The 298-nt window shown below is 61.4% G+C and carries 1 pseudogene; it reads right to left on the bottom strand.

Annotated features, from left to right (window positions below):
- Positions 1 to 298, bottom strand: a pseudogene (locus tag BK660_RS31620) (DNA-binding response regulator); the annotation flags it as partial.

Genomic DNA, 298 nt, shown 5'->3' on the forward strand with positions numbered 1-298 from the left:
GGGTCAGTAAAGTCTCGCTGCCGGCCGGGTCGATCAACCGTCGAAGGTCGGTGTCGAGCGCCCAGTCAGCGAACTGTTTGACCGGTTTGGCGATGACGGTTGCCGGTTGCGGCGTTTGCGCGTGACGCACCCGACGTATCAGGTTTTTCGCCCTGGACACCAGTTAGCGAGGATTGAGCGGTTTGATCACGTAGTCATCGGCGCCGCCTTCAAGGCCAACGATGCGGTCGATTTCGTCGTTGCGCCCGGTGATCAGAATGATCCCGACTTCCGAACGCACCCGCAGCTCCCGGGTCAG

Origin of the sequence: Pseudomonas brassicacearum (assembly GCF_003732265.1) — a bacterium.
Taxonomy (GTDB): Bacteria; Pseudomonadota; Gammaproteobacteria; order Pseudomonadales; family Pseudomonadaceae; genus Aquipseudomonas; species Aquipseudomonas brassicacearum_D.